The sequence below is a fragment of the Streptomyces sp. NPDC021080 genome (genome assembly GCF_044333225.1).
Classification (GTDB): Bacteria; Actinomycetota; Actinomycetes; order Streptomycetales; family Streptomycetaceae; genus Streptomyces.
The window spans coordinates 494,875-519,638 of the sequence record NZ_JBIRQM010000004.1 but is presented as its reverse complement, the minus strand read 5'-3'; the positions used below and the strand labels follow the sequence as shown (position 1 = coordinate 519,638).

The following is a 24,764-nucleotide window of genomic DNA, read 5'->3' as shown; positions in this document are numbered from 1 at the left end:
CGGACGTGCCGCGGCCACCGGTGGGCGGGTGCCCGGCCGGTGGCCGCGGTTCTGCCGGTCGTGCGCGAGGCTCAGCCCGTGAGCCCCAGCTCCCGGGCGATCAGCATGCGCTGGACCTCGCTCGTGCCCTCACCGATCTCCAGGATCTTGGAGTCGCGCCACATGCGGGCGACCGGGTACTCGTTCATGAAGCCGTAGCCGCCGTGGACCTGGGTGGCGTCACGGGCGTTGTCGACGGCGATCGTGGAGGAGTACAGCTTGGCGACCGCCGCCTCCTTCTTGAAGGGCTCGCCCGCCACCAGGCGGGACGCGGCGTCGCGCCAGCCCACGCGGGCCATGTGGGCCTTCATCTCCATGTCGGCGATCTTGAACTGGATCGCCTGGTTGGCGCCGATCGGCCGTCCGAACGCGTGCCGCTCCTTGGCGTACTTGACCGACTCGTCGACGCACCCCTGTGCCAGACCCGTGGCCAGCGCCGCGATGGCGATGCGGCCCTCGTCCAGGATGCGCAGGAACTGCGCGTAGCCGCGGCCCTCCTCGCCGAGCAGGTTGGCCGCCGGGACGCGCACGTCGGCGAAGGACAGCTCACGGGTGTCGGAGGCGTTCCAGCCGACCTTCGAGTACGGGGCCGCGACCGTGAAGCCGGGGGTGCCCGAGGGCACGATGATCGCGGAGATCAGCGGCTTGCCGTCCGGCTTGCGTCCGGTCACCGCGGTGACGGTCACCAGACCCGTGATGTCCGTGCCGGAGTTGGTGATGAAGCACTTGCTGCCGTTGATGACCCATTCGTTCGTCTCGGGGTCGAGACGGGCCGTCGTGCGGGTCGCTCCCGCGTCCGAGCCGCCGTCCGGCTCGGTCAGACCGAAGGCGCCCAGGATCTCGCCGGAGCACAGCCGCGGCAGCCACTGACGCTTCTGCTCCTCGGTGCCGAAGAGGTGGATCGGCATGGCGCCCAGCGAGACGCCGGCCTCCAGGGTGATGGCCACGGACGAGTCGACGCGGGCCAGCTCCTCCAGGGCGATGCCGAGGGCGAGGTAGTCGCCGCCCATGCCGCCGTACTCCTCGGGGAACGGCAGTCCGAACAGGCCCATGCGGCCCATCTCCCGCACGATCTCGTACGGGAACTCGTGCCGCTCGTAGAAGTCGCCGATCTTCGGTGCGACGACGTCGTGGGCGAACTCCTCCACCGTGCGGCGGAGTTCCTCGAGCTCGGGGGAGAGGCGGTGGTCCAGGGACATGGTGTTCACTCCTGGTGGGACTGAGTCGTTTTACCGAGTGCTTTGACGGTGCGGGAAGGGCTGGGTCGGCCCAGTTGTCCGGCCATCCACACGCTTGTGGCGGTGAGGCGGCCGAGGTCCACCCCGGTGTCGATACCGAGGCCCTGGAGCATCCATACGAGGTCTTCCGTCGCGAGGTTGCCCGTCGCGGACTTCGCGTACGGGCAGCCGCCGAGGCCGCCCGCGGAGGCGTCGACGGTGGCGACGCCGTGCTGGAGGGCGGCCAGGGTGTTGGAGAGCGCCTGGCCGTAGGTGTCGTGGAAGTGCACGCCGAGCGCGCTGGTGGGCACGCCCTCCTCGTTCAGTTCGGCGAGCAGGGTCTGCACGTGGCCCGGTGTCGCCACCCCGATCGTGTCGCCGAGGCTCAGCTCGTCGCAGCCCATGTCCGTGAGCGCCTTGCAGACGCGGACGACCTGGTGGACCGGGACGGGCCCCTCCCACGGGTCGCCGAAGCACATCGAGACATAGCCGCGCACGGAGAGCCGCGCCTCCTTCGCGCGGTTCACCACCGGCTCGAACATGGCGAGCGACTCGTCGACCGTGCGGTTGAGGTTGGCCTTCGCGAAGGACTCCGTCGCGCTGGCGAAGACCGCCACGTGCCGGGCGCCGAGCGCGAGCGCGCGCTCCAGCCCGCGCTCGTTGGGCACCAGCACCGGAAGCTCCACCGGCAGATCGGCCACCTGCGGGAAAAGCTGTTCCGCGTCAGCCAGTTGGGGAACCCACTTGGGGTGGACGAAGCTGGTGGCCTCGATCGTGCTCAGGCCCGCGTCCGCGAGGCGCCGGATGAACTCCGCCTTCACCTCGGTCGGTACGGTCGCCTTCTCGTTCTGGAGCCCGTCGCGCGCGCCGACCTCGTAGATCCGTACCCGGGCGGGCAGGTCCTGGGTCGGTACGGCCATCGGCAGGCCGAGTTCGGAGGTGTTCACGCCGTCTCCTCCGCGGGGGTGATGACCGCGAGGACCTGGTCCATGGCGACCGTCGTGCCCGGTGTGACGTCCAGCTCGCTGACCGTCCCGGCGTGCGGCGCGGAGATGACGTGCTCCATCTTCATCGCCTCGACCACGAGCAGGCTCTGTCCGGCCGCCACCTCGTCGCCGACGGCGACCTTCACGACGGTCACCGTGCCGGGCATGGGCGCGGTCAGCGAGTCGGCACCGGCGTGCGCGGAACCGGTGAGCGACGCGGCCACCGGGTCGTGGTCGCGCACGTGCCAGGCGTCGCCGTCGCGGCCGATCCAGTCGGCCGCGCGGTGGAAGGTGTGCCGCACCCCGTCGAGCGTCACCGCGACCCGGTCGGCGGTGACCGTGTGGGTGCCGCGCGGGGTGTACTCCACGGGGTCCAGGACCCGCAGACAGAAGCCCACCGGCTTCGGGGTGCCGCCGAGCCGCCAGCCGCTCGGCACCGAGAACGGGTCCTGCCAGCCCTCGGCCGCCGGGGCCAGCGCGGCGAGCCGGACGGCCGCCGCCGCCTCGTACACCTCCTCCGGCACCCCGTCCGGGACCAGGCCGTCCGCCTCCCGCTCGACCAGACCGGTGTCCAGGTCGCCGGCCACCACGTCCGGGTGGGCCAGCAGCCGGCGCAGGAAGCCCGCGTTCGTCTGGACGCCGAGCGTGACCGTCTCGGCGAGGGCGGCCCGGAGCCGGCGCAGCGCCGTCGGGCGGTCGGGGCCGTACGCGATGACCTTGGAGAGCATCGGGTCGTAGAGGCTGCCGACCTCGGTGCCCTCCGTCAGGCCCGAGTCGGTGCGCACCCCGTCGCCCTGGGGCTCGTGCAGGGCGAGCACGGTGCCGCCCGAGGGGAGGAAGCCGCGCGCCGGGTCCTCGGCGCAGATCCGGGCCTCCACCGCGTGGCCGGTGAGGGTGATGTCCTCCTGCGCGTACGGCAGGTGCTCGCCGGCGGCGACCCGCAGCTGCCATTCGACGAGGTCGAGGCCGGTGACCAGCTCGGTGACCGGGTGCTCCACCTGGAGACGGGTGTTCATCTCCATGAAGTAGTACGAGGACGGGTCGCCGCCGGGGACGATGAACTCCACCGTGCCCGCGCCCCGGTAGCCGCAGGAGCGGGCCGCCTGGACGGCCGCCTCTCCCATCGCGGCGCGCGTGGCCTCGTCGAGGAGGACGCTGGGCGCCTCCTCGATGATCTTCTGGTGGCGGCGCTGGAGGGAGCACTCGCGCTCGCCCAGGTGCACGACGTTGCCGTGCCCGTCCGCCAGGACCTGGATCTCGATGTGCCGGGGCCGGTCGACCCAGCGCTCGACGAGCAGCGTGTCGTCGCCGAACGAGGCCCGCGCCTCGCGCCGGGCGGCGGCGATCTCGTCGGCCAGGACCCCGGTGTCGCGCACCAGACGCATGCCCTTGCCGCCGCCGCCCGCGCTCGGCTTCAGGAGCACCGGGACGCCGATCTCGCGGGCGGCCGCGATCAGCTCCGCGTCCGTCAGACCGCTGCCCGAGGAGCCGGGGACGACCGGGACACCGGCCGCCTTCACCGTCTCCTTGGCGCGGATCTTGTCGCCCATCAGGGAGATCGCCTCGGCGGACGGGCCGATGAAGACCAGTCCGGCCTCGGCGCAGGCCCGCGCGAAACCGGCGTTCTCGGCGAGGAAGCCGTACCCCGGGTGGACCGCCTGGGCGCCGGTGCGGGCCGCCGCCTCCAGCAGCGCCTCCACCGACAGATAGCTCTCCGACGCGGGCGCCGGTCCGATCCGCACCGCGGTGTCGGCCTCCCGGACGTGCCGGGCGTCGGCGTCGGCGTCCGAGAAGACGGCCACCGAGCGCACGCCGAGCGCGCGCAGGGTACGGATGACCCGTACGGCGATCTCGCCCCGGTTGGCCACGAGCACTGTGTCGAACATGGGTCCCCTCACATCCGGAAGACGCCGAACTGGGGGTCACCCAGGGGCGCGTTGGCGCAGGCGGTCAAGGCGAGTCCGAGGACCTGCCGGGTCTCCGTCGGGTCGATCACACCGTCGTCCCAGAGCCGGGCGCTCGCGTAGTAGGCGTTGCCCTGCTGCTCGTACTGGCGGCGGATCGGGTCCTTGAAGTCCTCCTCGTCCGCGGCCGGCCAGGACTCGCCGCGCGCCTCGATCTGGTCGCGCTTGACGGTGGCGAGGACAGAGGCGGCCTGCTCACCGCCCATCACGGAGATCTTGGCCCCGGGCCACATCCACAGGAAGCGCGGCGAATAGGCCCGGCCGCACATCGAGTAGTTGCCCGCGCCGTACGAACCGCCGATCACGACGGTCAGCTTCGGCACGCGGGTGCAGGCGACGGCCGTCACCATCTTCGCGCCGTGCTTGGCGATGCCGCCCGCCTCGTACTGGCGGCCCACCATGAACCCGGAGATGTTCTGCAGGAACACCAGCGGGATGCCGCGCTGGTCGCACAGCTCGATGAAGTGGGCGCCCTTCTGGGCCGACTCGGAGAACAGGATGCCGTTGTTGGCGACGATCCCGACCGGGTGGCCGTGGATCCGCGCGAAGCCGGTGACCAGGGTCTGCCCGAACTCGGCCTTGAACTCGGAGAAGCGCGAGCCGTCGACCACGCGCGCGATGACCTCGCGCACGTCGTAGGGGGTGCGGGAGTCGACCGGCACCGCGCCGTACAGCCCGAGCGGGTCCACCTTGGGCTCGGTGGCCGCGGTGACCTCCCAGGGCAGCTTTCCGCGCGCGGGGAGCGTGGCGACGATGTTCCGCACGATCCGCAGCGCGTGCGCGTCGTCCTCGGCGAGGTGGTCGGTGACGCCCGACACGCGCGAGTGGACCTCGCCGCCGCCCAGCTCCTCGGCCGTGACGACCTCACCGGTGGCGGCCTTCACCAGCGGCGGACCGCCCAGGAAGATCGTGCCCTGGTTGCGCACGATCACGGCCTCGTCGCTCATCGCCGGGACGTAGGCGCCGCCGGCCGTGCAGGAGCCGAGGACGGCCGCGATCTGCGGGATGCCGGCGCCGGACATCCGCGCCTGGTTGTAGAAGATCCGCCCGAAGTGCTCGCGGTCGGGGAACACCTCGTCCTGCATGGGCAGGAAGGCGCCCCCGGAGTCCACGAGGTAGACGCACGGCAGACGGTTCTCCAGCGCCACCTCCTGGGCGCGCAGGTGCTTCTTGACCGTCATCGGGTAGTACGTGCCGCCCTTGACGGTGGCGTCGTTCGCGACGATCACGCACTCGCGCCCGCTCACCCGGCCGATCCCGGCGATGACACCGGCGGCCGGGGCCGCTCCGTCGTACATCCCGTCGGCGGCGAGGGGGGCCAGTTCCAGGAACGGGGAGCCGGGGTCGAGCAGGGCGTCCACCCGGTCGCGGGGCAGCAGCTTGCCGCGCGCGGTGTGCCGCGCGCGTGCCTTCTCACCGCCGCCGAGCCGAGCCGCGGCCAGCTTTCGGCGCAGCTCCTCGCCCAGCGCGCGGTGCGCCGCCTCGTTGGCCCTCCAGGCCTCCGACGCGGGGTCCGCCGCGCTCGTCAGCTCCGGTGCCTCTTGCATCCTGCGGTCCCCTCACCAGTGGTCCACTAGTTAATGAGCGTTAACGCAACTCCTTCAGGTTAACGACCGCTAACCGCGATGTCTAGAATTGTTTTCATGGCCACCAGAACCGACGCCCCCACCCGGCGCGAGCAGATCCTCAGGGAGGCCGCGCGGCTGTTCGCCGAACGCGGTTTCCACGGCGTGGGAGTGGACGAGATAGGAGCGGCGGTCGGTATCAGCGGCCCCGGTCTCTACCGGCACTTCGCCGGCAAGGACGCGATGCTCGCCGAGCTGCTGGTGGGGATCAGCGGACAGCTGCTCACGGGCGGCCGGCGCAGGGTGGCGGAGGCCCGGACGGACTCCGAGGGAGGCGCCGAGCGGGGCGCCGAGGGCCTCCTCGACTCGCTCATCGAGGGGCACATCGACTTCGCGCTCGACGACCGCCCTCTGATCACCCTGCACGACCGTGAGCTGGACCGCCTGCGGGACAGCGACCGCAAGCTCGTGCGCCAGCTCCAGCGCCAGTACGTGGAACTGTGGGTGGAGGTGGTCCGCGAGGTCTATCCGGAACTGACCGAGCCCGCCGCCCGCTCGGCCGTGCACTCGGTCTTCGGCCTGCTGAACTCGACCCCGCACCTGGGGCGGCCGGGCGTGCTCCCCGGGCGCGCGGGCACGGCCGAGCTGCTGCACCGGATGGCGCGGGGGGCGTTCGGAGCGGCCGCTGTGACTCCCGGTGCGTGACGAGCGTCTCGGGGGGTGACCCCTGGACGGCGCTCGTGACCGGCGGGTAACCTCATATCTGAGCAAGCGCTTAGACATAACACCAGGTATCCAGGCGGAGGTGGCGGCGGTGCGCCGTACTGTGTTCAACGAGGACCACGAGGCGTTCCGGGAGACCCTGCGCGCCTTCATCGAGGCCGAGGTCGTCCCGGTCTACGACGAGTGGCTCGCCGCCGGTCAGGCGCCGCGCGACTTCTACTACAAGCTCGCCGAGCTCGGCGTCTTCGGCATCCGCGTCGACGAGGAGTACGACGGCGCCGGCATCGACTCGTACAAGTTCGAAGCCATCGTGTACGAGGAGACCGCCCGCGCGGGCATCACCTTCGGCGGCTCCGGCGTGCACGTGCTGCTCGGCCTGCCCTACATCAAGATGCTCGCCAGCGACGAGCAGAAGAAGCGGTTCCTGCCGAAGTTCGTCTCCGGTGAGGAGATGTGGGCCCTCGCGATGACCGAGCCGGGCACCGGCTCCGACCTCGCGGGCATGAAGACCACCGCCAAGCTCTCCGAGGACGGCACGCACTACGTCCTCAACGGTGCCAAGACCTTCATCACCGGCGGCGTTCACGCCGACCGCGTGATCGTCTGCGCCCGCACCTCCGCGCCCACCGCCGAGGACCGCCGCCACGGCATCTCGCTGTTCGCCGTGGACACCAAGTCCGAGGGCTACTCCATCGGCCGCAAGCTCGACAAGCTCGGCCTGAAGACCTCCGACACCGCCGAGCTGGCGTTCGTCGACGTGAAGGTGCCCGTCGAGGACCTGCTCGGCGAGGAGAACAAGGGCTTCTACTATCTCGGCCACAACCTCGCCTCCGAGCGCTGGGGCATCGCCTTCGGCGCCTACGCGCAGGCCAAGGCCGCGGTCCGGTTCGCCAAGGAGTACGTCCAGGAGCGCACCGTCTTCGGCAAGCCGGTCGCCCACTTCCAGAACACCAAGTTCGAGCTGGCCGCCTGCCAGTCCGAGGTGGACGCGGCCGAGGCCGTCGTCGACCGCGCCCTGGAGGCCCTCGACGCCGGTGAGCTGACCCCGGCCGAGGCCGCCAGCGCCAAGCTGTTCTGCACCGAGGTCGCGCACCGCGTCATCGACCGCTGCCTCCAGCTGCACGGCGGCTACGGCTTCATGAACGAGTACCCGATCGCCCGCCTGTACGCGGACAACCGGGTCAACCGCATCTACGGCGGCACCAGCGAGATCATGAAGACGATCATCGCCAAGGACATGGGCCTGTAGGTCCACGAAAAAAGGCTGCGCGGTACAACTGCCTTATGAACGAGGCACTTCAGTCCCTCCTCGATCTGCTCGACCTCGAGCGGATCGAGGAGAACATCTTCCGCGGCCGTTCCCGGTCCGCCGTCGTCCCACGGGTCTTCGGCGGACAGGTCGCGGCACAGGCCCTCGTGGCCGCCGGGCGAACGGTCCCCGAGGACCGGCTCGCCCACTCCCTGCACGCGTACTTCCTGCGGATCGGCGACCCCGGCGCACCCATCGTGTACTCGGTGGACCGCATCCGCGACGGCCGCTCCTTCACCACCCGCCGGGTGGTCGCGGTCCAGCACGGACAGCCGATCTTCCACCTCTCCGCGTCCTTCCAGGCGTACGAGGAGGGCATGGAGCACCAGGCCCCGATGCCGCCCGCGCCCGACCCGGAGACGCTGCCCACGGCCGCCGAGCTGCTCCCGCTGTACGCCGACGTCTTCACCGACGCCGACGTCGTGGAGCGCATCCTGGAGGCCCGTGAGTCCGTCGACCTGCGCTATGTCGACCCGCCGCCGTACGGCACCGTCGGCGAGCCCCGCGAGCCGCGCTCCCAGGTGTGGTTCCGCACCAACGGCAAGCTCGCGGACGACCCGCTGCTGCACGTCGTCCTCGCCACCTACGTCTCGGACATGACGCTCCTCGACTCCATCCTGCTCGCGCACGGGCGCGGCGGCTGGGTGACCGGCGACGTCGTCGGCGCCTCGCTCGACCACGCGATGTGGTTCCACCGCCCGTTCCGCGCCGACGAATGGCTGCTCTACGACCAGGAGTCGCCGTCCGCGTCGGGCGGCCGGGGCCTCGGCCAGGCCCGGATCTACACCCAGGACGGCCGGCTGGCCATCTCGGTGATCCAGGAGGGCGTGGTCCGCGTCCCGCGGTAGGCGTTCCCCGGTAAGACTGGGGCATGACCGACGCAGCACAGGACACCGGCAGCGGCGAGAGCGTCTCCACGGTGATCGTCGCCGCCGCCGCCAACCTGGGGATCGCCCTCGCCAAGGCGGTCGCCGGCGTCATCAGCGGCTCCAGCGCGATGCTGTCGGAGGCCGCCCACTCCGTCGCCGACACCGTCACGGAACTGCTGCTGCTCACCGCGCTCAAACGCAGCGAGAAACCGGCCGACGAGGACCACCCCCTCGGCTACGGCCCCGAGCGCTACATCTGGGCGCTGCTCGCCGCCGTCGCCACCTTCGTCGGCGGAGCGGTCTTCTCCATCTACGACGGCCTCCACACCCTGGTCGCAGGGGAGGAGCCCGGCGACCCGCTCGTGTCGTACATCGTGCTGGCCGTCGCCTTCTGCCTGGAGGGCTTCTCCCTGCGGACGGGACTGCGGCAGGCGCGCGGCGAGGCCGCCCGCCTCGACGCCCCCTTCCGGACCTACCTCCGGCGCACCCCCGACACCGCGGTCAAGGCCGTCGTCATGGAGGACTCGGCCGCGCTCGTCGGACTGCTGCTCGCCGCGGGCGGCCTGCTCGGCGGCCAGCTCACCGGATCGGGCGTCTTCGACGGCATCGCCTCGCTGCTCATCGGGCTCCTGCTGCTCTACGTCGCCTGGGTGCTCGGCCGTTCCAACGCCGAGCTGCTGATCGGACGGCCGCTGCCCCGGCCCGTACGGGAGCGGATCCGGGCGGAGCTGCTGGAGCTGGAGCACGTCGAGGCCGTACTGGAACTGATCACGCTCGTGCAGGGGCCGCGCGAGGCGCTCGTCGCCGCCAAGGTCGACTTCCGGGACGCGTCGACCGCCGCCCAGATCGAGTGGGCCTGCGAGCGGGCCGAGGACCGGATCCGGTCGGTGGTCCCCTCGGTGAGCCGGGTGTACCTGGACCCGACACCGGGTTATGTCCAGCGGCGGTCCGAGGGGCTGAATCCCTGGCCGTGAGAGGCGGGCGGGCCCGGCGACCGGGGCGGGCGAGGCGGTTCGGGGGCGCGGGAGGGCGGACGCCGGCCGGGGGGCCGCCCGTGCCGGGCGCGCCCCCGGGTCCGCCGCCGGGACCGGGGGCGGTGGGGCGTGGCTCAGGCCAGGCCCGCCTCCGCGAGCAGGTACGCCGTCATCGGGTCGTAGTGGCGCGGGCTGAGGACGTGGTCGTCGAGCGGGACCACGACCTGGAGCGTGCCCTCCGACTCGGCGAGGAAGAGCGCCGGGTCGTTGCTGTCGGCGTAGCCCACCGAGTCCACCCCGTGCTGCCCCGCGAAGCCGGCCCAGCCGTGGTCGGCCACGACCAGGTCGGGCAGCGGGCGGCCCTCCCGCTCCAGCGCGGTCAGGATCGCGCGCATCGGCTCGCCCGAGTGGGTGTGCCACAGCGTGGCACCGTGCTCCAGGACCGCCACGTCCGCGAACTGCATGACGTACCCCTCGTCCGTCTGCAGTCCGTCCGGGATCACCACGATCTCGCAGCCGGCGGCGCGCAGGGCGGCCGCCGTGGCCCGGTGCACGTCCAGCAGCCCGCCGGGGTGGCCGGTCGCGAACAGCACCCGCTGCCGGTCCTCGGCCGCCTTGCGCAGCCGGGCCGCGAGACGGTCCAGCGCCTCCACGGTCAGCTCGGGGTCGATGGTGTCCTGGCCGTAGCGGTATTCGGGGTCGTCGTTGACACCGACCCGCTCCGCCATCACCGCGAGCACGTCCTGCTCGTCGCTCCAGCGGTCGCCGAGTTCCAGGCCGAGCCACCAGTTGCGCTCGCCGTTCGCCAGCTTGCGGTAGTGGGACAGGTTGTTCTCGCGGGGTGTGGCGACATCGCCCGCGATACGGGTCTTCACGAGATGGTCGACGAGTTCGGCGCGGCTGGGCGTCCCGGGTATCGGCATAGCACCATTGTGCCGGTGCCTTCGAGCCGAAGGCGCGGCTGTCCCCGTCGCTGGGACGCGCGTCACTCGGGCCGGCGGGCGCCGGGGCCGGTCCGCGCGTCCCGCGTTCAGCCGTCCCTGAGCGCGAACCACAACTCCATGCGTACGTCGGGGTCGTCGAGGTCGGTGTCCAGCAACGCGGCGCAGCGGGAGATGCGTTGGCGGACGGTGTTGCGGTGGACGGACAGGGCCACCGCCGTGCGGTCCCAACTGCCGTGCAGGGAAAGCCAGGTGCGCAGGGTCTCGGTCAGTGCCGGGGTCCCGGCGACCGGGGCGAGAAGGGCCCGGGCGTGGTCCTCGGCGTCCGCCGGGGGGACGAGGTCGGCGAGCGCGGGACGGTCGCCGTGCCGGACCAGGGCCGCCCGGGTGGCGCGGGCGCGGGCCAGCGCGCGGGCCGCCTGGGTGTCGGCCGCCGCCCACCCGTGCGGGCCCGTGGGCGCGCTGACCCCGCAGATCCAGCCCGGCTGCGCGGCGGGCGCGCGGTCGCCGGGGACCAGGACGCGGACGACGTCGCCGCCCGCGTCCACCAGCGCGGAGCCCAGCGCGGCCGCCAGCGCGGACGCGGAGACGGCGTCCGGGGAGGGGCCGTCCCCGGCGGGGCGCGCGTGCACGACCACCCACTGTTCGCCGCCGAGCAGCGGTGCCACCGCCTCGGGCGCCGCCCCGAGCAGCAGCCGCACCAGGGCCGCCGACCGCGCGGCCCCGGTGGCGCTCTGGTGCTCCCCGGTGAGGAGGGAGAGCAGTACGGACGCGACGGAGGCGATCGTGTGGTCGCCGGGGTCGCGGCGCGGAGCCGCGACGCCCAGGACGAAGCCCTGGCCGCTGCCGAGGGCGTAGGCCGCGAGATGGACATCGCCCACGGTGTCGGTGGCGGAGGCCGGGCCGGGCCCCTGGGCCCCCCGGGGCCGTACGATCCCGGCGAGCCGGGCAAGGGCCTCTTCGGGAGACCCGGCGTCTCCCGCGCGGCCCGTTTCTCCCGCGCGGCCCGCGTCCGCCGGTTCTGCCGCGCCCGGCGGGCGGGCCGCGTCGGTCGGACGGGGTGGCTCCGGGGGGTGGGTCGCCGCCGCCCGCGCCGGGCGGGCCGGGCCCGGCCCGCCCGGGGGCGGGAGTCGCCCCGCATGGGCCAGTTCCGTTCCCTCCGGGCCGTACAGGGCCGCCCAGCCGCTCACCCGCCGGGCCAGCTGCCGCAGGACCGCCGGAACCGGATCGGGGCGGGCGGCGGCGGCCGCCAGACTCTGCTGGGCCTCGGTCACCCGGCGCAGCTCGGCCAGCCGGGCCTGGGCCATGAGCTGCCACACCGCGCGGGCGACCCCGGAGAACGTGGTCCGGGGCGGGACCTCCAGCAGGGGCAGCCCGTAGGCGTCGCAGGCCGCGACGAGGGCGGGCGGGACCGTGTCGTGGACCGGCGCCAGGCCGAACCCCAGGGCCGCGCCGCCCGCCGCGACGATCCGGGAGACGTAGCCGTCGAAGTAGTCGTCCGGGCCGGGGGAGCCCCCGTCGCGGCCGGCCGTCGCGGGCACGTGGACCCCCGCCGTCAGCAGCAGCTCGCCGCCCAGCAGGTACGGATAGGGGTCGGCCATCTCCGAGGTGTGCGCCCAGTGGATCACCGTGCCGGGCTCCGCGGACCCGGCGATCAGACGCAGGCCCAGGTCCTCGCGGGCCAGCAGCGCCGACAGCGGCACCGGAGGGGTCGGCGGCACGGCCGGGGCGGACACGGCCGGGGCGGACGGTGACGGTGAGTCCGGCATGGTGGACAGATCCTCCATCCCGTGCGGGTCGAATGGATGAAACGTACACTTCGCAGTCGCTCTCCGGCCACCTAGGGTCGTGTCGACCCCGCAGTCGCGGGTGCGGACGGCCGTCGGCGGTTGTCCTCGTGACCAGTCGCCGGCTCGCCCCCGCGTCCCCGCACGGCACGTCGTCGCCCACCCGCGAGCTCCGGTCCTGACCGGTCCCGGACTTCGTCGGGAGAGTCGTGTCACTCGTACCCGGTCATACTTGTGTGATCAGGCGTAGGAAAGAAGGCAATACCCCATGAGCAGCAACGAGACGCCCCGCGGCCCCGTCGACTCCTCCCGCGTCCCGCGGTACGCCGGTCCCGCGACCTTCGCCCGGCTGCCCCGCCTCGACGAGGTCGGCACCGCCGACGTCGCCGTCGTCGGTGTGCCGTTCGACTCCGGCGTCTCGTACCGGCCCGGCGCCCGCTTCGGCGGCAACGCGATCCGCGAGGCCTCCCGCCTGCTGCGCCCCTACAACCCGGCGCAGGACGCCTCCCCGTTCGCCCTCGCGCAGGTCGCGGACGCCGGTGACATCGCGGCGAACCCGTTCAACATCAACGAGGCCGTGGAGACGGTGGAGGCCGCCGCCGACGAGCTGCTCGGCACCGGCGCCCGCCTGATGACGCTCGGCGGCGACCACACCATCGCGCTGCCCCTGCTGCGCTCCGTCGCCAAGAAGCACGGCCCGGTCGCGCTGCTCCACTTCGACGCGCACCTCGACACCTGGGACACCTACTTCGGCGCCGAGTACACCCACGGCACCCCGTTCCGCCGCGCCGTCGAGGAGGGCATCCTCGACACCTCGGCGCTCTCCCACGTCGGCACCCGCGGCCCGCTGTACGGCAAGCAGGACCTCACCGACGACGAGAAGATGGGCTTCGGCATCGTCACCTCGGCGGACATCTACCGCCGTGGCGCCGACGAGGTCGCCGACCAGCTGCGCCAGCGCATCGGGAACCGCCCGCTCTACATCTCCATCGACATCGACTGCCTCGACCCGGCGCACGCGCCCGGCACCGGCACCCCGGAGGCGGGCGGCATGACCTCCCGCGAGCTCCTGGAGATCCTGCGCGGACTGTCGTCCTGCAACCTCGTCTCGGCCGACGTCGTCGAGGTCGCCCCGGCCTACGACCACGCCGAGATCACCGCGGTGGCCGCCTCCCACACCGCGTACGAACTGACCACGATCATGTCCCGCCAGATCGCGGAGGCCCGGGGCAAGTGACCCACGACCACGACCTGGTTCTCCGCCCGACGGCGGCGCAGACGGAGGCCGCGCTCAACCCGCCTCCCGGCCGCAACGGCGGAGACCTGGTCGTGGAGACCCTCTCCGGCCTCGGCGCGACGACCGTCTTCGGGCTGCCGGGCCAGCACGCGCTCGGCATGTTCGACGCGCTGCGCCGCTCCTCGCTGAGGTACGTCGGACTGCGCGTCGAGAACAACGCGGGCTTCGCGGCGGACGCCTACGGCCGGATCACCGGCGAGGCCGCCCCGCTGCTGCTCTCCACCGGCCCCGGAGCGCTGACCTCGCTCGCCGCGCTCCAGGAGGCGCGCGCCGCCTCGGCGCCCGTCCTCGCCATCAGCAGCCAGATCCCGACCGCGGGACTCGGCGGCGGCCGGCACGGCTATCTCCACGAACTCCCCGACCAGCAGGCGTCGTTCAAGGGTGTCGTGAAGTCCGTCCACACGGTCCGTACGCAGTCGCAGATCCCCTCCGCCATCGCGGCGGCCTGGGAGTCGGCGCTGACCGCCCCGCACGGCCCGGTCTGGGTGGAGATCCCGCAGGACGTCCTGCTCGCCGAGACGCACCTGCCGCCGGTCACGGCGATGGACGCCACCCCGGAGGACGTCGTCCCGCGCCCCGAACTGACCGCGCTGGCGGCCCACTTGCTGTCCACCGCGGCCCGCCCGGCGATCATCGCGGGCGGCGGTGTCGTCCGGGCGGACGCGTCCGGCAAGCTGAGGTCGCTGGCCCAGAAGCTGAACGCGCCGGTCGTCACCACCTTCGGCGGCAAGGGCGCCTTCCCCTGGACCCACCCGCTCTCGCTGCAGTCCTGGCTGGAGGACCGGCACACCACGGACTTCCTGGAGGACGCGGACGTCCTGCTGGTCGTCGGCTCCGGCCTCGGTGAACTGTCCTCGAACTACCACACGTTCAAGCCCCGCGGCCGGGTGATCCAGATCGAGGCCGACCTCGGCAAGCTGGAGTCCAACCACCCGGCGATCGGCATCCACGCGGACGCGCGCCTCGCGCTGTCCGCCCTCCTGGAGACGGTGGAGGAACGCCCCGACCCCGCGGCGGCGGACCGCGTGAGCGCGGTCCTCGCGCGGGTGGCACAGCGCCTCGACGCACAGGAACTCACCCTGGAACAGGGGGTGCTGGCCTCCGTCCGCCGTGCCCTGCCGACCGCCTCGCCGTCCTTCTGGGACATGACGATCCTGGCGTACTGGGCCTGGTCCGCCTTCGACCCGCGCGGAAAGAACACCATGCACTCCGCCCAGGGCGCGGGCGGCCTCGGCTACGCCTTCCCGGCGGCGCTCGGCGCGGCGGTGGCCGACCCCTCCCAGCCCGTCCTCGCGGTCTCCGGCGACGGCGGCGCGCTGTACTCGGTCGCCGAACTCGCCACCGCCCGGCAGCACGGCCTGAACGTCACCTGGCTGATCGTCGACGACGGCGGCTACGGCATCCTGCGCACGTACATGACCGACGCGTTCGGCGAGGCCACGGCGACGGAGCTGGACCGCCCCGACTTCGTGGCCCTGGCCGAGTCCTTCGGCGTCCCGGGGGTGCGTACGACCCCCGGGACGCTGGAGAAGGACCTGGCCGAGGCGCTGGCCACTCCCGGCCCATCGGTGGTCGTCCTGCCGGCCCTGCTGCGGATGTTCGCGCCGACCCACCTGGACTGAGGGTCGGCCGTCGGGTCCGGCCACCGGTCCGCCCGGGCCGGTGGCCGGACCGCGCCGTCTACCAGATCGCCTCGACCCACTCCGGGTGGTCGATGAACGGGTTGCGGTTGTGCTGGTAGGAGTCGTAGATGACCTGGTTGCGCTTCTCCTCGAAGGCGCTGGGCGGGTCCGCCTCGTTCCACGCCTTGAGCACGGACAGCTTGCCGATGTACGGGGCGCTGCCGTTGTTGACCTTCTCGTCGGGCTCCAGGTTCGCGAAGCCGTCGTCGCCCTCGTAGCGGACCGCCATGTAGAGGATCATGCGGGCCACGTCGCCCTTGTCGGCGTCGCGCGGCTCGAAGGAGTCGGAGTCGACCTTGCTGCCGCCGCCGTTGGTGACCGCGCTGCCGCCGTTGTCGAAGTCCAGGTTGCCCCGGATGCTGTTGACCTGGACGTCCGCCGGGCGCAGATGGTGCAGGTCGGTGCCGGGGCCGGTCACCTCGCCGAAGTCGCCGTGGGACTTGGCCCAGGTGTGCTCGCGGTTCCAGTCGCCGACGTCACCGCCGTTGAGGGACTTGGCGCGCGAGACGCCGCTGTACAGCAGGATCACGTTGTTGCTGTTGTTCGGGTCCTGGTCGGTGGCCATCAGCGCGTTCCAGACGGCGGAGTACGAGATCTTGGTCTGGCTGCTGATGATGGTGTGCAGCGAGGACTTCAGGCTTGTGCCGGTCTTGCCGATCGCGTTCTTGTAGTACGTGCTGTCGTACGCGGTCGTGGTCGCGCTCGCGGGGGTCGCGGTCATCGTCGGCAGGGTGAGGCCGACGAGGACCGCGGAGGTGCTCAGCGCCAGGGTCTTCCAGCGGTGCGTGTGCGTGGCGGGCATCGTGGGGGTGTCCGTTCTACGCGGGTTGAATGGAGCGGGTAATCGGGAGGGTGACATGGACATGAGGTTCGGCGGGTTAAGGGGAGGTGTTGATTCTGTGTCGGGATTCAACAACTCGGCTGTTCCGGGCGGGAGACGACGGAACGGACAGGGCCCCCGACCGGTGGGGTCGGGGGCCGTCGGGCGGGCCGGATGCGCGGTCAGTCCAGGTCGGACGGGTCCAGTCGGTAGAGCGTCGAGGACTGGGCGCCGTTCTTCGCGGAGGACCCGGAGCCGGAGTTGGACCCGGTGGCCGATCCGGACGTCGAAGTGGAGCCGGACGAAGCCGACTTGTCGTAGGCGCTCTGCTTCACCGCCGTGCCGTTCTTCTCCACCCAGGCGGTGATCTGCGTGTTGAGCGTGTTGTTCCCGCCCGTCCCGCCGCCCATGCCGCCGCCGAGCTGGATGTAGTGCAACTCGCCCTTGAGCACCAGCTCCTCGAGCTTGGCGAGGGTCATGGCCCGGTCGGAGCCGGTGAAGCCGAACATGGAGATGACGGGTTTGCCGGTGCCGACGATCAGCTGGGCCGCACTCTGTGAATTGGACACGGCCAGCAGCCACTTGGCGCCGTCCTGGTGCTTCTCCAGATAGGAGACCATCGCGCTGCTCGCGGTGCCGCCCATGCCGCCTGCGCCGAAGCCGCCCGCGCCGCCCGGCCGGTCACCCGTACCGCCCTGGGACGGTTCGCCGTTGCCGCCGGCCGCCTGGCCGCCGCCGGGGAGCTCCCCGTTCGTGCCGCCCGGTCCGCCCGCGTTCTGGCCGCCGCCGGGGAAGCCCCCCTCGGGCGGTTCGCCGTTCCCGCCGGGTGCCTGACCGCCGACCGGGAAACCGCCCTGCGGGAGTTCGCCGTTGCCGCCGGGTGCTTGACCGCCTCCGGGGAAACCGCCCCGGCCGCCGCCGGGACCGCCACCGGGACCGCCACCGAGACCGCCGCCCGTGGTCGGCCCCGCGGTCGGGTTGGAGCCCCCCATGCCACCGCCCGCACCACTGCCGGCGGACACGGGCTCGGAGACGGCGTACGCCGCCGGACCGGCGAGGGCCGCGACGACCGCCGCGGCCACGGAGGCGGTGAACAGCCGGGCGCGGTTGCCGGAGCGGAAGACGACCAGCCCCGCGACGGACAGTGCCATGACCACCGCGACGGCCGGCCACAGCCAGCCGTTCCAGTCGGCGGCCCGGCGCAGCAGCACGATCGCCCAGACGGCGGTGACCACGAGCCCGGCGGGCAGCACCCACACCCAGCGGGTGTCCGGTCCGCGCAGGGCGCGCAGCAGCATGACACCGCCCGCGCCGGTCAGCGCCGCGATGCCGGGGGCGAGCGCGGTCGTGTAGTACGGGTGCATGGTGCCCTCGGCCATGCTGAACGTCAGGTAGTGCAGGACGGTCCAGCCGCCCCACAGCAGCAGTGCGGCGCGCGTCGGGTCGGTGCGCGGCGCGCGTCCGCACAGCACCAGACCGCCCACGAGGGCGATGGCGGCGAAGGGGAGCAGCCAGGAGATCTGGCCGCCGAGGATGTCGTTGAACATCCGGCCGAGGCCCGCGGTTCCGGAGAAGCCGCCGCCCATGCCGCCCCCGCCGCCGTTGCCCTCGCCGCCCAGCACCCGGCCCAGGCCGTTGTAGCCCATGATCAGGTCCCAGGCGGAGCCGTCCGTGGAGCCGCCGATGTACGGGCGGTCGGCGGCCGGCACGAGTGAGACGGCCGCCGCCCACCAGAAGCTCGCGACGGCCAGGGCCACGGCGGCGAGCGCCAGGTCGCGGACCTTCCTCGCCCACGGAAGCCGGGAGGCGTACACGTACACGGCGAAGACGGCGGGCAGGGCGATGTACCCCTGGAGCATCTTGGTGTTGAACGCGAGCCCGAAGCACACCGCCGAGCCGAGCAGCGCGGGCAGCCTGCCGTCGCGGGTGGCCCGCAGGGCGAGGGCCGCGCCCGCCACCATGAGGAACACCAGCAGCGTGTCGGGGTTGTTGTCCCGGTCGATGGCGACCGTGATCGGCGTGAGGGCGAGGACGAGCGCCGCGACGGCGGCGGCCGCGTGCCCGAAGTACCGCTTCACGCTCGCGTGCAGGATCCAGATCGTGCCGAGCGCGGCGGCGACCACGGGCGCCATCATCTGCCAGGTGCCGAAGCCGAACACCCGGCAGGACAGGCTCATGGTCATGAGCGCGAACGGCGGCTTGTCGACGGTGATGAAGTTGCCCGCGTCGAGCGAACCGAAGAACCAGGCCTTCCAGCTCTGGGTGCCGCTGAGCACCGCAGCGCTGTAGAAGCTGTTGAGGCCGGAGGCCGACAGGTTCCAGGAGTAGAGCACCGCGGCCAGTACGAGGATCGCGAGCAGTGCGGGCGGCGACCAGCGGGGTGCGGCCGGCGCCCGCTCCGCGGACCCCGCCGGCAGCGGGACCGGCGGCGGGGCGGGGGAAGTCGTGGGGGCGTCGGGCGATGGGTCAGTGGCAGACGTCACCATCGCACCCTGTCGCCCGGTGATGGGCGCGGACTGTGGCCCGCCTGGGCGTGACCTGTGCATCCGGGCCTCGCACCCGAACTCCCGTACCCGGAACACGTGTACAACCATCGGGCACCCCTGTGAGTCATGTGAGGCGAGCGCGCCCTTGGCGCGTTCCTATCGCTCAAGGGGATGGGAAGCCTCCAATGACTCACCGGATATCCCGGGCTGCCCGTGTGCTCGCGACGAGCCTCGGCGCCGCGGTGATCCTGCCGATCGCGATCGCCGCGGCCCCGGCCGGCGCCGCGCCGGCGCCGACGGTCAGCTGCACGTCGAGCAAGGCGGGTCTGGCCGCCAAGCTGCAGACGGACATCACCGCGGCGCTCGCCAACCGCAGGGGCACCGTCGCGGTCGGTCTGTACGACCGTTCCACCAACACCACCTGCACGCTCCGCGCCACCACCTCGTTCGACTCGGCCAGCACGGTGAAGGTCACCGTCCTCGCCACGCTGCTGTGGGACGCGAAGAAGCACAACCGCTATCTGACGAGCACCGAGACGTCGCTCGCCACCAAGATGATCACCCAGTCGGACAACGCCTCGACGACCAAGCTGTGGAACCAGCTCGGTCTGACGAAGATCAAGGGCTTCCTGACCGCGGCCGGGATGACGAAGACCACACCGGGCACCGGCGGCTACTGGGGCCTGACACAGATCAACGTCACCGACGAGCAGAAGCTGCTCAAGCTCGTCACCGCCAAGAACACGGTGCTGAGCGACAGCTCGCGCGCCTACATCCTCAAGCTCATGGGCCAGGTCATCTCCTCGCAGCGCTGGGGGACACCGGCCGGGGCGCCCTCGACGGTCGCCGTGCACGTCAAGAACGGCTGGCTCTCGCGCTCCACGAACGCGTGGCGGGTGCACAGCCTCGGCACCTTCAACGGCGGCGGCCACGACTACATGATGTCGGTGCTCACCGTCGGCAGCAGCACCATGGACTACGGCGTCGCCACCATCCAGGCCGTCGCCAAGGCCATCCACAAGGACCTCGTGCCGACCACCGTCGCACCCCAGCGGTTCACGCCGACCTCGCAGCCGGCGGAGGCCATCCCGGCCGTCCCGGCGGGCTGACCGGGGCCGTCCCCCGGCGTCCGAACGCCCGTGCTTTCCCGTCCGCCCGCCCGGCCACCGTGCCCGGCGGGCGGACGTTCGTCGCGGGGACGGACGGACGAATTGTTGCGGAGGGATGAAATCCGCTTCGCTCGGTGTTGGTGCCTTCCGGCGGAGTGAGATCTACGGAAGGTGCCGCGGTGGCGACGGAACGGGGATGGGCACGGCGGCTCGCCGGGTACGCCTGGCGGTATCCGAAGGACGTGGTGCTCGCGCTCGGCTCCTCGCTGGGCGGCATGGCGCTGATGGCGGTCGTCCCGCTGGTCACCAAGGTGATCATCGACGACGTCATCGGTGACCACAGCCGGGGCATGGCGCCCTGGGCGGGAGTGCTGCTCGGCGCCGCCGTCCTCGTCTACGCCCTCACCTTCGTCCGCCGCTACTACGGCGGCCGACTCGCCCTCGACGTCCAGCACGATCTCCGTACCGACATGTACGAGACGATCACCCGGCTCGACGGACGGCGCCAGGACGAACTGTCCACCGGGCAGGTCGTGGGCCGCGCGACCAGCGACCTCCAGCTGATCCAGGGCCTGCTGTTCATGCTCCCGATGACCATCGGGAACGTCCTGCTCTTCCTGATCTCCCTCGCGATCATGGCGGCGCTCTCCCTGCCCCTCACCCTGGTCGCGCTGGCCGTCGCCCCGGCCCTGTGGTTCGTCGCCAAGCGCAGCCGCTCCCGGCTGCACCCCGCGACCTGGTACGCGCAGGCGCAGGCCGCCGCCGTGGCCGGTGTCGTCGACGGCGCCGTCAGCGGCGTCCGCGTGGTGAAGGGCTTCGGCCAGGAGGAGCAGGAGACCGGCAAACTGCGCGAGGTCGGACGGCGGCTCTTCGCGGGCCGGCTGCGCACCATCCGGCTCAACGCGAAGTACACCCCGGCCCTCCAGGCCGTCCCCGCGCTCGGCCAGGTCGCGATGCTCGCCCTCGGCGGCTGGCTGGCCGTGCGCGGCCAGATCACGCTGGGCACGTTCGTGGCGTTCTCCACCTACCTCGCGCAGCTCGTCGGACCGGTGCGGATGCTGGCCGTCGTGCTGACCGTCGGACAGCAGGCCCGCGCCGGCGCCGAGCGCGTGCTGGAGCTCATCGACACCGAGCCGTCGATCAAGGACGGCACCAAGACCCTGCCGGCCGACGCGCCCGCCACCGTCGAGTTCGACGACGTGTCCTTCGGATACGCGAAGGACCGGCCCGTCCTGGACGGGCTGAGCTTCGAGATCCGGCCCGGCGAGACCCTCGCCGTCGTCGGCTCCTCCGGCTCCGGCAAGTCGACCGTCTCGCTGCTGCTGCCCCGCTTCTACGACGTGACGCACGGCGCCGTCCTCATCGGCGGGCACGACGTCCGCGAGCTGACGGCGGAGTCCCTGCGCGCCGCGATCGGGCTCGTCCCCGAGGACTCCTTCCTCTTCTCCGACACCGTCCGCGCGAACATCGCCTACGGCCGCCCGGACGCCACCCAGGACGAGATAGAGACCGCCGCCCGCGCCGCCCAGGCGCACCGCTTCATCGCCGAGCTGCCCGCCGGCTACGACACCAAGGTCGGCGAGCACGGCCTCACCCTCTCCGGAGGCCAGCGCCAGCGCGTCGCGCTCGCCCGCGCCATCCTCACCGACCCGCGGCTGCTCGTCCTCGACGACGCCACCTCCGCCGTCGACGCCCAGGTCGAGCACGAGATCCACGAGGCGCTCGGACAGGTCATGGAGGGCCGTACGACCCTGCTGATCGCGCACCGCCGCTCCACCCTCAACCTCGCCGACCGCATCGCCGTCCTGGACGGCGGGCGGCTCGCCGACATCGGCACCCACGAGGAGCTCCAGGCCCGCTCGGCGCTCTACCGGCGGCTGCTCACCGACCCCGACGAACTGGGCGGCGTCTCCCCGGGACACGCCCTGCCGGCGGCGCCGCGGGAGGACACCTCCGTACGCGAGGAGCTGGACGCCGAGTTCGACGCCGAGCGCGGAGTGACCCCGCACCTGTGGACCGGCGACCGCGAGCCCCGCGACAACGCGCTCGACGGCATGCCCGCCACCCCCGGACTCCTCGCCCAGGTCGAGGCGCTGCCCCCGGCCACCGACGTGCCGGACGTCGACGAGGCCCGCGCGGTCGGGGCCGAGGACTCCTACGGACTGCGCCGGCTGCTGCGCGGCTTCGGCGCCCCGCTGCTCATCAGCCTCGCGCTGGTCGCCGTCGACGCCGTGATGACCCTGCTGCTGCCGATCCTGATCCGGCACGGCATCGACCAGGGCGTCACCCGCCTCGCGCTCGGCGCGGTCTGGGCGGCGGCGGCCCTCGCGCTGGTCACCGTCCTCGTCCAGTGGGCCGCGCAGATCGGCGAGACCCGGATGACCGGCCGCACCGGCGAGCGGGTCCTGTACGCGCTGCGCCTGAAGATCTTCGCGCAGCTCCAGCGCCTGGGACTCGACTACTACGAGCGCGAGCTCACCGGCCGGATCATGACCCGGATGACGACCGACGTCGACGCCCTGTCGACGTTCCTGCAGACCGGACTCGTCACCGCGTTCGTCTCCGTCGTCACCTTCTTCGGCATCATGGCCGCCCTGCTGGTGATCGACGTACAGCTGGCACTGGTCGTCTTCGTGACCCTGCCGCCGCTCGTCATCGGCACCTTCTTCTTCCGCCGCGCGAGCGTCAAGGCGTACGAGCTGGCCCGCGAGCGGGTCTCGGTGGTCAACGCCGACCTCCAGGAGTCGGTGTCCGGGCTGCGGATCCTCCAGGCGTTCCGGCGCGAGGAGAGCAGCGGACGGCGGTTCGCGGAGGGCAGCGACAGCTACCGCAGGGCGCGCATCCGCGGCCAGTGGCTGATCTCCGTCTACTTCCCGTTCGTCCAGCTGCTGGCGTCGGGGGCCGCGGCGGCCGTGCTGATCGTGGGCGCCCACCGGATCGACTCCGGCACGCTCACGACCGGCGCCCTGGTCGCCTACCTCCTCTACATCGACCTGTTCTTCGCGCCCGTGCAGCAGCTCTCGCAGGTGTTCGACGGCTACCAGCAGGCCACCGTCTCGCTCGGCCGCATCCAGGAACTGCTGCGCGAACCGGCCTCGACGAAGTCCGCCGCCGAGCCGCGGCAGGTCGCGTCGCTGCGGGGCGAGGTCGCGTTCGAGGACGTCGGCTTCGCGTACGGCCGCGAGGACGACGCCGAGGAGGCGCTCAGCGCGGTGTCGCTGCGCATCCCCGCCGGGCAGACCGTCGCCTTCGTCGGCGAGACCGGCGCGGGCAAGTCGACGCTCGTGAAGCTCGTCGCCCGGTTCTACGACCCGACGGCCGGACGGGTGACGGTCGACGGCACGGATCTGCGCGACCTGGACATCACCTCCTACCGGCACCGGCTCGGTGTCGTCCCCCAGGAGGCCTACCTCTTCCCGGGGACCGTCCGCGACGCCATCGCCTACGGCCGTCCGGGCGCGGGCGACGCCGAGGTGGAGGCCGCCGCCCGCGCGGTCGGAGCGCACGACATGATCGCCACGCTGGACGGCGGCTATCTCCACGAGGTCGCCGAGCGCGGCCGCAACCTCTCCGCCGGCCAGCGCCAGCTGATCGCGCTGGCCCGCGCCGAACTGGTCGACCCGGACGTGCTCCTGCTCGACGAGGCGACGGCGGCCCTGGACCTGGCGACCGAGGCCCTGGTCAACCAGGCCACCGACCGGCTGGCGGGCCGCCGTACGACGCTGGTGGTCGCCCACCGGCTGACGACGGCCGCCCGCGCCGACCGGGTCGTGGTCATGGACCGCGGCCGGGTCGCCGAGGACGGCACCCACGAGGAACTGCTCCGCCTGGGCGGCCGTTACGCGGCGCTGTGGCGGACCTTCGTGGGCTCCCCCGAGCCCGAGGAGCCCGTCAGCTCCTCGGCTTGATGCCGGAGATCTTCTTCGTCGCCAGGTCCGACTGCACCGTCAGATAGGTGTACGTCGGGTGCGCGGCGGAGCCCCAGGTCAGCCGGACCGTCGACCAGGTGTGCCCGGCGCCGCTGTCGCCCGCCGTCACCTTCCAGGCGTTCGGCACGTCCTGGGCGCGCAGCACCCCGTCGGCGTGCTGCCGGTGCTCCCAGCCGGCCAGCTGGGTGCGCAGCGCCGGGGTCAGGTAGAAGGTCCGCAGCCGGGTGCTCAGGGTGCCGGAGCCCCCGTCGGTCACGGCGTCGATGTAGGCGCCGTAGAAGTCGGCCACGCGGTCGTAGGCGGGACCGTTGCTGCCGCTGCGGGCGGGCGGCGCCGCGGTGGAACTCGCGACGGCCGGCACCGAGGCGCCGACGGCGATCAGAAGGGCCGCGGCGATGGCCGCGCGGCCGGTCGTGGACGAGGACTTGATGCCGGACATGAGTAACCGCCTTTCGTTTCCTGCTTCGTTGGACCGAGGAGAAACGGGCACGGTTGTGTCCGAAAAGGAAAAAACATCGCATGGGTGAGACGCGCCCGACAGCGAAGTCGTAGCGGTACGCAACCATCCGCCGCGTGTTCTGCGTCCGTACACCAGTACGCTGATTGCTGCGGGAGGGACGACAGTGGACAGTGGTGCGATACGCCGACGCCTGGCGCTCGGCCTGGCCGTGCTGGCCTCGGCCGGACTGCTCGCCTTCATGAGTCCGGGCAGCGCCCAGGCCGCCTCCGGCTCCTGCTCGGGACACAAGGTCCGCACCCTGTCCTTCACGACCGGCTCCGTGCGGGTGTACAAGCGCAGCGGCTATGTCTGCGCCGTGACCTTCCCCGAGGCGCACGGCTCGCGCAAGCGGATGTCCGTCAGCGTGCAGGCCCGCGGCGGCCGGCCGGTGATGGACTCCGGGCACTTCGCGCATCACGCGGGCCCGGTGACCCTGTACGCGGGCCACCGCTGTGTCCGTATCAAGGGCTCGGTCGGCTCGGGATCGGTGAGTTCCGGCTGGATCCTGTGCTGAACCACGGATGACCCAAGACCCCCTGGTGTCACGGGAGTTGCTCCGTTAGGTTCC

At 72.4% G+C, this 24,764-nt stretch carries 18 protein-coding genes; 9 read left to right on the top strand and 9 right to left on the bottom strand.

Going from position 1 to position 24,764, the window contains the following annotated elements:
- Positions 1-71: 71 nt before the first annotated feature.
- The 4 genes from ACH4S8_RS12945 to ACH4S8_RS12930 are packed head-to-tail and all read right to left on the bottom strand — an operon-like array spanning position 72 to position 5,753.
- Positions 72-1,232 (bottom strand): acyl-CoA dehydrogenase family protein, encoded by a 1,161-nt coding sequence (locus ACH4S8_RS12945; protein ID WP_398393180.1) that lies wholly within the window; start codon positions 1,230-1,232, stop codon positions 72-74.
- Positions 1,233-1,243: 11 nt separating this feature from the next.
- Complete coding sequence (locus ACH4S8_RS12940) at positions 1,244-2,203, bottom strand: hydroxymethylglutaryl-CoA lyase (protein ID WP_398392988.1); 960 nt, start codon at positions 2,201-2,203, stop codon at positions 1,244-1,246.
- Positions 2,200-4,128: an acetyl/propionyl/methylcrotonyl-CoA carboxylase subunit alpha gene (locus tag ACH4S8_RS12935; RefSeq protein WP_398392986.1), complete on the bottom strand. Its 1,929-nt coding sequence runs from the start codon at positions 4,126-4,128 to the stop codon at positions 2,200-2,202. Before ACH4S8_RS12935 ends, ACH4S8_RS12940 begins: the two co-directional genes overlap by 4 nt.
- Positions 4,129-4,136: 8 nt before the next feature.
- Complete coding sequence (locus tag ACH4S8_RS12930; RefSeq protein WP_398392984.1) at positions 4,137-5,753, bottom strand: carboxyl transferase domain-containing protein; 1,617 nt, start codon at positions 5,751-5,753, stop codon at positions 4,137-4,139.
- Between the two features lie 96 nt (positions 5,754-5,849).
- Here ACH4S8_RS12930 and ACH4S8_RS12925 point away from each other — a divergent pair, with 96 nt between their 5' ends.
- The 4 genes from ACH4S8_RS12925 to ACH4S8_RS12910 all read left to right on the top strand — a co-directional run bounded on the left by ACH4S8_RS12925 (position 5,850) and on the right by ACH4S8_RS12910 (position 9,646).
- On the top strand, positions 5,850-6,476 hold the full coding sequence (locus tag ACH4S8_RS12925) for a TetR/AcrR family transcriptional regulator (RefSeq protein ID WP_398392982.1): 627 nt from the start codon (positions 5,850-5,852) through the stop codon (positions 6,474-6,476).
- 109 nt (positions 6,477-6,585) lie between these two features.
- Positions 6,586-7,743, top strand: a complete 1,158-nt coding sequence (locus ACH4S8_RS12920; protein ID WP_351861650.1) for an acyl-CoA dehydrogenase family protein — start codon at positions 6,586-6,588, stop codon at positions 7,741-7,743.
- Positions 7,744-7,778: 35 nt separating this feature from the next.
- A complete protein-coding gene (gene tesB, locus ACH4S8_RS12915) occupies positions 7,779-8,651 on the top strand; it encodes an acyl-CoA thioesterase II (RefSeq protein WP_398392979.1) in 873 nt (290 codons plus the stop codon).
- Positions 8,652-8,674: 23 nt separating this feature from the next.
- The gene (locus tag ACH4S8_RS12910) at positions 8,675-9,646 is read left to right on the top strand and encodes a cation diffusion facilitator family transporter (RefSeq protein WP_398392977.1); all 972 of its coding nucleotides are present in this window, start codon (positions 8,675-8,677) and stop codon (positions 9,644-9,646) included.
- Between the two features lie 134 nt (positions 9,647-9,780).
- Here ACH4S8_RS12910 and ACH4S8_RS12905 read toward each other — a convergent pair whose 3' ends face one another.
- Both ACH4S8_RS12905 and ACH4S8_RS12900 read right to left on the bottom strand, forming a co-directional pair.
- Positions 9,781-10,569, bottom strand: a complete 789-nt coding sequence (locus tag ACH4S8_RS12905; RefSeq protein ID WP_398392975.1) for a phosphatase — start codon at positions 10,567-10,569, stop codon at positions 9,781-9,783.
- Positions 10,570-10,676: 107 nt separating this feature from the next.
- Positions 10,677-12,374, bottom strand: coding sequence for a PucR family transcriptional regulator (locus ACH4S8_RS12900; protein WP_398392973.1), 1,698 nt, complete (start codon positions 12,372-12,374; stop codon positions 10,677-10,679).
- A 268-nt stretch (positions 12,375-12,642) separates the two neighbouring features.
- On the opposite strand from ACH4S8_RS12900, the gene speB reads away from it, so the two are divergent.
- The gene (gene speB, locus ACH4S8_RS12895; RefSeq protein ID WP_398392971.1) at positions 12,643-13,611 is read left to right on the top strand and encodes an agmatinase; all 969 of its coding nucleotides are present in this window, start codon (positions 12,643-12,645) and stop codon (positions 13,609-13,611) included.
- The gene (locus tag ACH4S8_RS12890; protein WP_398392969.1) at positions 13,608-15,293 is read left to right on the top strand and encodes a thiamine pyrophosphate-binding protein; all 1,686 of its coding nucleotides are present in this window, start codon (positions 13,608-13,610) and stop codon (positions 15,291-15,293) included. The genes speB and ACH4S8_RS12890 overlap by 4 nt, the downstream gene beginning before the upstream one ends.
- A 58-nt stretch (positions 15,294-15,351) precedes the next feature.
- Here the strand turns inward: ACH4S8_RS12890 and ACH4S8_RS12885 are convergent, their stop codons facing one another.
- Positions 15,352-16,155, bottom strand: coding sequence for an endonuclease I family protein (locus tag ACH4S8_RS12885; RefSeq protein ID WP_398392967.1), 804 nt, complete (start codon positions 16,153-16,155; stop codon positions 15,352-15,354).
- A gap of 200 nt (positions 16,156-16,355) precedes the next feature.
- A complete protein-coding gene (locus ACH4S8_RS12880) occupies positions 16,356-18,656 on the bottom strand; it encodes a glycosyltransferase family 39 protein (RefSeq protein ID WP_398392965.1) in 2,301 nt (766 codons plus the stop codon).
- 188 nt (positions 18,657-18,844) lie between these two features.
- On the opposite strand from ACH4S8_RS12880, the gene ACH4S8_RS12875 reads away from it, so the two are divergent.
- Positions 18,845-19,768: a serine hydrolase gene (locus ACH4S8_RS12875; protein ID WP_398392963.1), complete on the top strand. Its 924-nt coding sequence runs from the start codon at positions 18,845-18,847 to the stop codon at positions 19,766-19,768.
- A 179-nt stretch (positions 19,769-19,947) separates the two neighbouring features.
- Entirely contained in the window at positions 19,948-23,676 is a 3,729-nt protein-coding gene (locus tag ACH4S8_RS12870; RefSeq protein ID WP_398392961.1) for an ABC transporter ATP-binding protein, read from the top strand.
- On the opposite strand, the gene ACH4S8_RS12865 is transcribed toward ACH4S8_RS12870, so the two are convergent.
- Positions 23,660-24,136: a hypothetical protein gene (locus ACH4S8_RS12865; RefSeq protein WP_398392959.1), complete on the bottom strand. Its 477-nt coding sequence runs from the start codon at positions 24,134-24,136 to the stop codon at positions 23,660-23,662. The genes ACH4S8_RS12870 and ACH4S8_RS12865 overlap by 17 nt on opposite strands.
- A gap of 184 nt (positions 24,137-24,320) precedes the next feature.
- Here ACH4S8_RS12865 and ACH4S8_RS12860 point away from each other — a divergent pair, with 184 nt between their 5' ends.
- Entirely contained in the window at positions 24,321-24,710 is a 390-nt protein-coding gene (locus ACH4S8_RS12860; RefSeq protein ID WP_398392957.1) for a hypothetical protein, read from the top strand.
- The last annotated feature ends 54 nt before the right edge of the window (positions 24,711-24,764 follow it).

Bases quoted from the DNA above. Each gene is read 5' to 3' on its own strand.
- ACH4S8_RS12935 (WP_398392986.1), bottom strand. From the start codon at position 4,128: ATGTTCGACACAGTGCTCGTGGCCAACCGGGGCGAGATCGCCGTACGG.
- ACH4S8_RS12930 (WP_398392984.1), bottom strand. From the start codon at position 5,753: ATGCAAGAGGCACCGGAGCTGACGAGCGCGGCGGACCCCGCGTCGGAG.
- ACH4S8_RS12925 (WP_398392982.1), top strand. From the start codon at position 5,850: ATGGCCACCAGAACCGACGCCCCCACCCGGCGCGAGCAGATCCTCAGG.
- tesB (WP_398392979.1), top strand. From the start codon at position 7,779: ATGAACGAGGCACTTCAGTCCCTCCTCGATCTGCTCGACCTCGAGCGG.
- ACH4S8_RS12910 (WP_398392977.1), top strand. From the start codon at position 8,675: ATGACCGACGCAGCACAGGACACCGGCAGCGGCGAGAGCGTCTCCACG.
- ACH4S8_RS12905 (WP_398392975.1), bottom strand. From the start codon at position 10,569: ATGCCGATACCCGGGACGCCCAGCCGCGCCGAACTCGTCGACCATCTC.
- ACH4S8_RS12900 (WP_398392973.1), bottom strand. From the start codon at position 12,374: ATGGAGGATCTGTCCACCATGCCGGACTCACCGTCACCGTCCGCCCCG.
- speB (WP_398392971.1), top strand. From the start codon at position 12,643: ATGAGCAGCAACGAGACGCCCCGCGGCCCCGTCGACTCCTCCCGCGTC.
- ACH4S8_RS12885 (WP_398392967.1), bottom strand. From the start codon at position 16,155: ATGCCCGCCACGCACACGCACCGCTGGAAGACCCTGGCGCTGAGCACC.
- ACH4S8_RS12875 (WP_398392963.1), top strand. From the start codon at position 18,845: ATGACTCACCGGATATCCCGGGCTGCCCGTGTGCTCGCGACGAGCCTC.
- ACH4S8_RS12865 (WP_398392959.1), bottom strand. From the start codon at position 24,136: ATGTCCGGCATCAAGTCCTCGTCCACGACCGGCCGCGCGGCCATCGCC.